Below are 9,056 nucleotides of genomic sequence, written 5' to 3' on the forward strand. Positions count from 1 at the left end.
GCTAAAGTATAAGTCTTTATTCTTCGTTTTTTCGCATGAAATAAAGGAGTGTCTGCAATTCACTGGTGAGATCGACATATTGGACGACGACATCTTTAGGGACTGTCAGATGCACTGGTGAGAAGCTGAGAATTCCCTTGACACCAGCGTCTACCAAAAGGCTAGCCACTTCTTGAGCCTTGACGCTTGGAACAGTCAGGATTGCTGTTTGAATGCCTTCTTGTTTGAGCTTTTCTTTAATAGAGGAAATACCGTAAATAGGAATTCCGTCCTTACTTTTGGTATTGATCAGTTCATGATCGTCTAGATCAAACGCCATGACAATTTTCATCTTATTGCGTTCATGGAAGCGATAGTTGAGGAGTGCACTTCCCATATTTCCGATCCCAACAATAGCGACATTGGTAATCGCATTATCATTTAAAAGATCCGCAAAGAAGTTCATCAGTTTTTTTACGTCATAACCAAATCCCCGTCTTCCTAATTCACCAAAATAAGAAAAATCTCGGCGAACAGTTGCAGAGTCAATCCCAATTGCATCAGCAATTTGCTTGGAATTGGCGCGCTCTATTTTTTCAGAGTTAAAGCGTTTAAAAATGCGGTAGTAGAGCGATAAGCGTTTTGCTGTTGCGCGTGGAATCGGAGTATTTTTATCATGTTTCACAATATCACAACCTTTCCCTCTTATTGTATAGGAAGATTGTGAAAAAATCAACTATCTAGAGTGGTTTTTCAAAAATATTTTTGTCTAAAGAAAAAGCTGATGGCAATGGAGAGTTCCATCAGCATCAGCTTAGTTTTCAGCTTGTTCTACCTTTTTCAAAAAAGCATAGAGTCCATCGACTCGCCCTGTATAGGGGAGCTTTTCCCCCTTGTATTCAATGGATACGATTGAGTAAGAGTCAGGCAAGGTTACACAGCCTGAAAATGCTAGGATGCAGGCTGCAAGGTCGGTATAAGTAGTCGTTCGTTTTACTTGGTAAGCATCGATATAAGTTAGGGTTACCATATTAGACCTCTGTTTTGTTGAAAATTTCTCTTTCGACAAGACTATCCATTAGGAAATAAAATTTTTGTTGGATAATATCATTTTCTGGATTTTTAAAGATATTAACCAGACGAAGTCCAGACTTGTCTGTAATATTGATTTTAAAACCTGTGAGATCTTTGTTGAAGATAATTTTAAGCAAGAAGCCTTCACCGCTATTTGGAACAGCTTCGAGCAAACGATTTAATTCGTAATTCCCAACTTTTGTAACAGCAAATGTATTGTCACGTAAGGTATATTTTTTAACATTTGGGTGTAGACTATAGGTATATTTGCAGTCTTTCAATGAAACACTTGTTTCAAAAGCCATATTGTTCTCCTATGATAAAATTTCTTTAAGTTTTGCAAGGAAATCTTGAACCTCCTCTACGGTATTGAGTTCTGAAAAACTAATCCGAAGGGATTCTTTCAAGCGCGAACTATCATTTCCATAGAGTGCCTCTAGGACATGGCTGGGTTGAACTGTACCAGCGGTACAAGCAGAGCCTGTAGAGACAGATATCCCAGCCAGATCCAGTCTCATCAGCAAGACATCATTTTGGACGTCTGGGAAGCCAATATTCCAAACGAAGGGAAGATGATCGTCACTCGCATTTACGTAGAAATCGTAGTCTGCTAAACCATTAACTAGTTCTTGACCAAGTTTTTGAACTTGCTGGAAATTTTCTTCTTGATGAAGTGTGGCTTGCTGTAGCGCAGTCGCCATCCCTACAATTGAAATGAGATTTTCCGTGCTGGCCCTCATCTTATTTTCCTGATCGCCACCATGGATGAGATTATCAAAGTCTGGGACAGCTGCATAAAGGAAACCGACTCCCTTGGGGCCATGGAATTTGTGGGCAGAAGCACTAAGAAAATCAATTCCTAACTCTTCGGGATAGACAGGGACCTTTCCAATTGCTTGGACAGCATCAACGTGAAAGGAAGCTGGATGATCTTTTAAGAGTTCTCCGATTTCTTTAATCGGTAGAAGATCGCCTGTCTCGTTATTGGCAAACATGGTAGAGACAAGAATAGTATTCGGTCTAAGTGCAGCCTTGATATCACTAGCCTGAATGCGTCCCTCTCTTGGTTGGACGATCGTAACTTCAAATCCGAAACGTTCTACAAGGTATTCAATGGGTTCTAGAACCGCATGGTGTTCCAAAGCGGTAGTAATGATGTGTTTGCCATCTGCTTGGTGTTTCAAGCAGTAGCCTTTTATAACGGTATTATTACTTTCTGATCCACCTGAAGTGAAGAAAATACGATTTGGAAGAGTATGAAGAGACTGAGCAATCTGCTCGCGAGATTCTCGGAGAAGTTTACTAGCCATCCGTCCATGAGCATGAAGGCTCGATGGATTTCCGAAAGTGGTCTTCATGGTTTCAGACATTTTATCAATGACTTCAGGTAGAAGGGGAGTTGTTGCGGCATTATCAAAATATATCACATTAAGACCTTATTTCTTGTGGTAGGCAAATAGAGGACTAACAGGTTTTCTTTCTTGAATGCGAACAATAGCTTCAGCGATCAGTTCGCTAGCTGTCAGATAGTTGATATTTTTAGGTGTTGGCCCATTTGGAGCAACAGAATCGGTTACCAAGATTTCTTTGATCGGAGCTTGGTCTAATAACTCGACAGCTCCTTTCACAAATAAGCCATGGCTTGAAACAGCATAAATTTCAGTAGCTCCTTCGCGTTCAACGATTTTTGAGGCTTCCGAAAAAGTCTTCCCAGTATTGAGGATATCGTCGATTAAAATAGCTTTTTTACCTTTGACATCTCCGATGATATAGCCATAATCACGGTTCGCATCATCTTGTTCGTAATCAATAATCGCGATTGGAGCATCAAGATATTCTGCTAAACTACGAGCTCGTTTGACACCAGAGTTTTTCGGACTCACGACAACGACGTCTGAACCTGTCAAACCTTTGTTAATGTAGTGTTCAGCAAAGAGTGGAATCGTAAAGAGGTTATCTACGGCGATATCAAAGAAACCTTGGACCTGAACAGCGTGGAGATCGAGTGTTACGACACGATCTACCCCAGCTTTGACCAACATGTTTGCTACTAATTTAGCTGTAATTGGTTCGCGAGGAGCAGCAGTCCGGTCTTGGCGAGCATAACCGAAGTAAGGCATGACCACATTGACAGTATTTGCGCTGGCCCGTTGGCAAGCATCCACCATAATTAACAGTTCCATCAAGTGATTGTTGACAGGGAAACTGGTTGATTGAATGATATAAATATCATATCCACGAACACTTTCCTCAATATTGACTTGGATTTCACCATCTGAGAATTGACGGGATGAAATTTTTCCGAGTGGAACCCCAGCGTGATCCGCAATTTTCTGGGCAATCTCTGGATTTGAATTGAGAGAGAAGAGCTTCATATTTTTTTTATCTGACATGTGATTCTAACCTCATTTAGATTTTTGATCTTAGCACTATTTTAGCAAAAATTTACGATAATTTCAGCTATTTTACAATCTTTGCGCCAATCTGGCGATTTTATTTTTAGCAGTTTTGAAGATGATTCCATGCTCTTTGATGAACTGATTGAAATTTTCTTCCTGCTCAGCAGTTTCCACCTCGATTTCTAACTCATAATCTTCAGTATCTAGATAGAGACTGTGGTCTAGTGCTACTAAGCCTGCATCAGTTTCTTTTTCGAATCGTTCTGTTGTAAGGCTTCCCCAGACCGCAAGTTGCTCAACTGGGATTTCTTTAGATTTCAAGAGTTTTTTGATTTCTCCGTCAGGAAACTGTTGTTGTTGAAGAATCTCCTTGGTTTCTTCTGGGTTGAGGTCTTGATTGTACTCGAAATGGCCAACATCTTCAGGGACTTTGAGAGTCAATTCAGCCTGATCTGTGAAAGTACGCACCCGCAAGGCCATTTTTTCCTTACGGATAAGCTGGTCGGGTGTATCGATATAGTGATTGGTTTGGACAACCAATTCTGTATCAGCAAAAAGTGGAAGGAGGGATTGGTATTCCTCCTTGTCTAGCATGGTTTTGTATTCAATTTCTAAATGGTTCATTTTGTGGTCCTTTGCTTTTTTTCAAAAGCGATTCATGATATAATAAGAGATGTGTTTATTGTATACAAAAATGGTTCAGATTACAAGGTGGTAGGATGGCAATTGATTGGGAAAACTTCTTAGATCCGTATATCCAAGCAGTTGGGGAATTAAAAATCAAACTGCGTGGGATTCGTAAGCAATATCGTAAGCAACAAAAGCATTCTCCAATTGAGTTTGTCACAGGACGGGTCAAACCGATTGAGAGTATTCGTGAAAAGATGATCCGAAGAAATATTTCTGAAGAAAATCTGGCTCAGGATATGCAAGATATTGCTGGTCTTCGCATCATGGTTCAGTTTGTGGACGATGTGGATGAGATCCTAGAGGTACTGAGACAACGGCAGGATATGCGCGTGGTCCAAGAGCGAGACTACATCCGCCACAAGAAATCAAGTGGCTACCGGAGTTACCACGTCGTTGTCGAATACCCGGTCGATACCATTGATGGAAATGAAACGATCTTAGCAGAGATTCAAATTCGGACTTTGTCCATGAATTTTTGGGCAACCATTGAACACTCGCTCAATTATAAATATAAAGGAGACTTTCCAGACGAGATCAAAAAACGCTTAGAGACGACAGCAAACCTGGCCTATCTCTTGGATGAAGAGATGGGGGCAATTCGGGATGCGATTCAGGAGGCTCAAGCCCTGTTTGATCCACTTCATCGTAAGTTAAATGATGGCGTTGGAAATAGTGATGACACAGATGAAGACTACAGGTAAAAAAGTATCCATTATTCGCAATCGCAAGCGTCAAAGTGAAGAGGTTTTTCAGCAGTTGCGCTACAAGCTTCGGAAAAATAATTTTATTTTGACGGAGAAGCACCCGGATATTGTGATTTCAATTGGTGGCGATGGGATGTTGCTATCAGCCTTTCACAAGTATGAACACCAGTTAGATCGGGTGCGATTTGTTGGTGTCCATACCGGACACTTAGGATTCTATACAGATTATTTAGACAGTGAAATCGATAAGCTGGTTGAGAATTTAAAATATGATACAGGTGCCAAGGTTTCTTACCCCATTTTGAATGTCAAGATCACTTTCGACAATGGGGAAACCCGTACCATGAGAGCGTTGAACGAAGCGACGATTAAGAGAAGCGACCGGACCATGGTTGCCGATCTCACGATTAATGGAGTGGATTTTGAGCGCTTCAGAGGAGACGGGATTACCGTTTCGACTCCTACAGGTAGTACAGCTTACAACAAATCCTTGGGAGGGGCAGTCCTTCACCCGACTATTGAGGCGCTACAGATCGCTGAAATCGCCAGTCTCAACAACCGTGTTTATCGTACCTTGGGTTCTTCTGTCATTGTCCCTAAAAAGGATAAGATCGAGATTACACCGACAAGACCTGGCTTTCACATTATCTCTGTTGACAATTCAACCTATTCTTACCGTAATATTGCAAAAGTAGAATATCAGATTGACAACCATAAGATTAATTTTGTGGCAAGCTCCAGTCACACCAGTTTCTGGAATCGGGTCAAGGATGCCTTTATCGGAGATGATAGAGAATGAGATTTGAATTCATTGTCGATGAGCATGTCAAGGTCAAGACCTTCCTGAAAAAGCATGAGGTTTCTAAGGGTCTCTTAGCAAAGATTAAGTTTCGTGGTGGCCAGATCCTTGTCAATGGACGTCCGGAGAATGCGATTTATTTGTTGGATATTGGGGATCGATTGGTCATTGATATTCCGGCAGAAGAAGGGTTTGAAACCCTAAAACCCATGGATCGGCCTTTGGATATTTTGTTTGAAGATGATCATTTTTTGGTCTTAAACAAACCCTTTGGGATTGCTTCTATTCCAAGTGCGATTCATTCCAATACCTTAGCAAATTTTGTAAAAGGCTACTATGTGAAGCAGGGCTACGAGAACCAGCAGGTTCACATTGTCACTCGCTTGGATAAAGATACAAGTGGCGTCATGCTCTTTGCCAAACATGGCTATGCCCATGCCCGCTTGGATAAGCAATTGCAGTCTAAATCGATTCAGAAACGCTATTATGCCTTGGTCAAGGGATCTGGGAAGCTTGATCCTGTCGGAGAGATTATTGCTCCGATTGCGCGTGATGAAGAGTCGATCATTACTCGAAAGGTAGCAAAAGGTGGCAAGTATGCTCATACAAGCTACCAGGTTGTTCAATCTTTTGGTGATATTCACCTAGTGGATATTCAGTTGCACACAGGTCGAACCCATCAGATCCGCGTTCATTTTTCCCATATTGGTTTTCCGCTTTTGGGAGATGATCTCTATGGCGGGAGTTTAGAAGACGGCATTGAGCGCCAAGCTCTTCATTGTCATCGTCTATCCTATTATCATCCATTTCTAGAGGAAGAATTGGTCATAGAAAGTCCACTACCTCCAGATTTTCAAGCTGTATTAACACAGCTTCAAACAAGTTATTAATTATTAAAAGGAGTAAAACTCATGGAAGTTTTTGAAAATCTCAAAGCCAACCTCGTTGGTAAGAATGCACGTATTGTATTACCTGAAGGTGAAGAGCCTCGTATTCTCCAAGCAGCAAAACGAATTGTGAACGAGACAGATGTAACCCCTGTATTGCTTGGTAATCCAGATAAAATTCGTATTTACCTCGAAATCGAAGGGGTTTTGGAAGGATATGAAGTCATTGATCCGCATTCTTATCCAGGTTTTGAAGAGATGGTAGCTTCCTTGGTAGATCGTCGTAAGGGAAAAATGACAGAAGAAGAAGCACGTCAAATCTTGAAAGACGACGTTAACTATTTTGGTGTCATGTTAGTGCACATGGGAATCGTTGATGGGATGGTATCAGGGGCTATTCATTCAACTGCTGCAACTGTTCGTCCGGCCTTGCAAATTATCAAAACTCGTCCTAATGTAAAACGGACTTCAGGGGCTTTCCTTATGGTTCGTGGATCTGAACGCTACTTGTTCGGGGACTGTGCCATCAACATCAATCCAGATGCTGAAGGATTAGCCGAAATTGCTATCAACTCAGCTATCACAGCCAAGATGTTTGGAATTGATCCTAAAATTGCTATGTTGAGCTATTCAACAAAAGGGTCTGGTTTTGGAGAAAGTGTTGATAAGGTTGTTGAAGCGACTAAGCTTGCTCATGAACTTCGTCCAGACCTTGAAATTGACGGGGAATTGCAATTTGACGCAGCTTTTGTGCCTGAAACTGCAGCCTTGAAGGCTCCAGGAAGCAAGGTGGCAGGACAAGCTAATGTCTTTATCTTCCCTGGTATTGAAGCAGGTAACATTGGATACAAGATGGCAGAACGTCTTGGAGGCTTTGCAGCGGTAGGTCCAGTATTGCAAGGGTTGAATAAACCAGTCAACGACCTTTCTCGTGGATGTAATGCAGATGACGTCTATAAATTAACCTTGATTACGGCTGCTCAAGCTGTTGAACAATAAGAAATGCATTTAGAGAGTGGGACAGAAATCGGTAATTCGTTAGAATTCGATTTCGTCTTCCCACCTCCGCACAGTTGAGTAGGGCTGTAAAAGCTGATGAAATCAGCGTAGTAGAGCCCACTAAACCACTGCGTCTTGCTCGACAATCCAAAAATAATTGAGAGGCTAGGACTTTTGTCCCAGCCTCTTTTTTTTTATAAAATCAGAATTTCTAAACTCTAACTCATTCTATGGTATACTAGGAATATGTTAGATTTAAAAGATTACGGGATTACCATGTGGGAGGAGGAGAAAATCGCTTCCTTCCGAGAAAAGTTATTAGTCTGGTATGATGCCCATAAACGGGATCTTCCCTGGAGAAGGACCCAGGATCCTTATAAAATTTGGATCTCAGAAATTATGCTCCAGCAGACACGTGTCGATACGGTGATTCCTTATTATGAGCGTTTTTTAGATTGGTTTCCGACGGTCGCTGATTTGGCTCAAGCCCCTGAAGAAAAACTCTTAAAAGCTTGGGAAGGTTTGGGCTATTACTCACGTGTCCGCAATATGCAGAAAGCTGCCCAGCAGATAATGGAAAATCACGGAGGAGTGTTTCCATCAAGCTATGAGGCCATCTCTCAACTTAAGGGAATTGGGCCTTATACAGCTGGTGCCATCGCTAGTATTGCTTTTGGATTACCAGAGCCAGCAGTAGATGGCAATGTCATGCGTGTTATAGCCCGTTTGTTTGAAGTGGACTACGATATCGGAGTTCCGACCAATCGCAAGATTTTTCAAGCCATGATGGAAATCTTGATCGATCCGGCCCGGCCGGGTGATTTCAATCAGGCTTTGATGGATTTGGGATCCGATATTGAATCACCAGTCAATCCACGGCCGGAAGAGAGTCCTGTTAAGGAATTTAGCGCAGCCTACCAACATGGGACCATGGATCGTTATCCCATTAAGGCTCCTAAGAAGAAACCTGTACCTGTCTATCTAACAGCCTTTATTATCAAGGATAGTCAAGGACGCTACTTGCTGGAGAAAAATGAGCGAGAGGGGCTTTTATCAGGTTTCTGGCATTTCCCCTTGATCGAAGTGGATAGCCTATATGAGAATCTAGGCCAATTATCTCTATTGGATGGGAAGAGGGAAGCAGAGCGTAACCCTGAAATTCTTTTCTTTGAACAGGACTATGACTTGGCCATTGATTGGCAGGACAGATCTTATCCTATCGTCCAGCATGTCTTTTCGCATCGTAAATGGCAGGTTCAGATTCGATACGGCCTAGTAAAAGAAGGGGAGCAACCAGCAAGCGAATCGACTGTTTGGTTAACACCAGAAGAATTTTCGGACTATCCTTTTGCTAAACCCCAGCAAAAGATTTGGACGACTTTTACGGAAAATGAAAATTGAGAGTGGGACAGAAATCGGTAATTCGTTAGAATTCGATTTCGTCGTCCCACCTCCGCACAGTTGAGTAGGGCTGTAAAAGCTGATGAAATCAGCGTAGTAGAGCCCACTCAACCACTGCGTCTTG

11 protein-coding genes are annotated in these 9,056 nt (G+C 41.9%); 5 read left to right on the top strand and 6 right to left on the bottom strand.

Annotated elements, in window-relative coordinates; translation table 11 throughout:
- Nucleotides 1-16 precede the first annotated feature (16 nt).
- The 6 genes from PCY07_RS09565 to PCY07_RS09590 all read right to left on the bottom strand — a co-directional run bounded on the left by PCY07_RS09565 (nucleotide 17) and on the right by PCY07_RS09590 (nucleotide 4,076).
- On the bottom strand, nucleotides 17-664 hold the full coding sequence (locus PCY07_RS09565) for a redox-sensing transcriptional repressor Rex (protein WP_024055729.1): 648 nt from the start codon (nucleotides 662-664) through the stop codon (nucleotides 17-19).
- Between the two features lie 129 nt (nucleotides 665-793).
- Nucleotides 794-1,009, bottom strand: a complete 216-nt coding sequence (locus PCY07_RS09570) for a DUF4649 family protein (RefSeq protein ID WP_014713271.1) — start codon at nucleotides 1,007-1,009, stop codon at nucleotides 794-796.
- A 1-nt stretch (nucleotide 1,010) separates the two neighbouring features.
- The gene (locus PCY07_RS09575) at nucleotides 1,011-1,358 is read right to left on the bottom strand and encodes a DUF1831 domain-containing protein (protein ID WP_003015156.1); all 348 of its coding nucleotides are present in this window, start codon (nucleotides 1,356-1,358) and stop codon (nucleotides 1,011-1,013) included.
- A 9-nt stretch (nucleotides 1,359-1,367) separates the two neighbouring features.
- A complete protein-coding gene (locus tag PCY07_RS09580; RefSeq protein WP_301356570.1) occupies nucleotides 1,368-2,480 on the bottom strand; it encodes a cysteine desulfurase family protein in 1,113 nt (370 codons plus the stop codon).
- 9 nt (nucleotides 2,481-2,489) lie between these two features.
- Nucleotides 2,490-3,446, bottom strand: a complete 957-nt coding sequence (locus tag PCY07_RS09585) for a ribose-phosphate diphosphokinase (RefSeq protein ID WP_003015158.1) — start codon at nucleotides 3,444-3,446, stop codon at nucleotides 2,490-2,492.
- Nucleotides 3,447-3,518: 72 nt separating this feature from the next.
- Nucleotides 3,519-4,076, bottom strand: coding sequence for a CYTH domain-containing protein (locus PCY07_RS09590; RefSeq protein ID WP_301356569.1), 558 nt, complete (start codon nucleotides 4,074-4,076; stop codon nucleotides 3,519-3,521).
- Between the two features lie 95 nt (nucleotides 4,077-4,171).
- On the opposite strand from PCY07_RS09590, the gene PCY07_RS09595 reads away from it, so the two are divergent.
- The 5 genes from PCY07_RS09595 to mutY all read left to right on the top strand — a co-directional run bounded on the left by PCY07_RS09595 (nucleotide 4,172) and on the right by mutY (nucleotide 8,932).
- Nucleotides 4,172-4,843: a GTP pyrophosphokinase family protein gene (locus PCY07_RS09595; RefSeq protein WP_003003504.1), complete on the top strand. Its 672-nt coding sequence runs from the start codon at nucleotides 4,172-4,174 to the stop codon at nucleotides 4,841-4,843.
- Entirely contained in the window at nucleotides 4,827-5,645 is an 819-nt protein-coding gene (locus tag PCY07_RS09600; RefSeq protein WP_282184817.1) for an NAD kinase, read from the top strand. The genes PCY07_RS09595 and PCY07_RS09600 overlap by 17 nt, the downstream gene beginning before the upstream one ends.
- Nucleotides 5,642-6,535, top strand: a complete 894-nt coding sequence (locus PCY07_RS09605) for an RluA family pseudouridine synthase (RefSeq protein ID WP_195916037.1) — start codon at nucleotides 5,642-5,644, stop codon at nucleotides 6,533-6,535. Before PCY07_RS09600 ends, PCY07_RS09605 begins: the two co-directional genes overlap by 4 nt.
- 21 nt (nucleotides 6,536-6,556) lie before the next feature.
- Nucleotides 6,557-7,531, top strand: coding sequence for a phosphate acetyltransferase (pta, locus tag PCY07_RS09610; protein WP_061455544.1), 975 nt, complete (start codon nucleotides 6,557-6,559; stop codon nucleotides 7,529-7,531).
- Between the two features lie 246 nt (nucleotides 7,532-7,777).
- Nucleotides 7,778-8,932 (top strand): A/G-specific adenine glycosylase, encoded by a 1,155-nt coding sequence (gene mutY / locus PCY07_RS09615; protein ID WP_215194522.1) that lies wholly within the window; start codon nucleotides 7,778-7,780, stop codon nucleotides 8,930-8,932.
- Nucleotides 8,933-9,056: the final 124 nt, after the last annotated feature.

Origin of the sequence: Streptococcus sp. SP1 (assembly GCF_030440005.1) — a bacterium.
Taxonomy (GTDB): domain Bacteria; phylum Bacillota; class Bacilli; order Lactobacillales; family Streptococcaceae; genus Streptococcus; species Streptococcus parasanguinis.

Excerpts from the sequence above, each read along its gene's own strand:
- PCY07_RS09570 (WP_014713271.1), bottom strand. The coding sequence starts at position 1,009 with ATGGTAACCCTAACTTATATCGATGCTTACCAAGTAAAACGAACGACT.
- PCY07_RS09575 (WP_003015156.1), bottom strand. The coding sequence starts at position 1,358 with ATGGCTTTTGAAACAAGTGTTTCATTGAAAGACTGCAAATATACCTAT.
- PCY07_RS09585 (WP_003015158.1), bottom strand. The coding sequence starts at position 3,446 with ATGTCAGATAAAAAAAATATGAAGCTCTTCTCTCTCAATTCAAATCCA.
- PCY07_RS09590 (WP_301356569.1), bottom strand. The coding sequence starts at position 4,076 with ATGAACCATTTAGAAATTGAATACAAAACCATGCTAGACAAGGAGGAA.
- PCY07_RS09595 (WP_003003504.1), top strand. The coding sequence starts at position 4,172 with ATGGCAATTGATTGGGAAAACTTCTTAGATCCGTATATCCAAGCAGTT.
- PCY07_RS09600 (WP_282184817.1), top strand. The coding sequence starts at position 4,827 with ATGAAGACTACAGGTAAAAAAGTATCCATTATTCGCAATCGCAAGCGT.
- PCY07_RS09605 (WP_195916037.1), top strand. The coding sequence starts at position 5,642 with ATGAGATTTGAATTCATTGTCGATGAGCATGTCAAGGTCAAGACCTTC.
- pta (WP_061455544.1), top strand. The coding sequence starts at position 6,557 with ATGGAAGTTTTTGAAAATCTCAAAGCCAACCTCGTTGGTAAGAATGCA.
- mutY (WP_215194522.1), top strand. The coding sequence starts at position 7,778 with ATGTTAGATTTAAAAGATTACGGGATTACCATGTGGGAGGAGGAGAAA.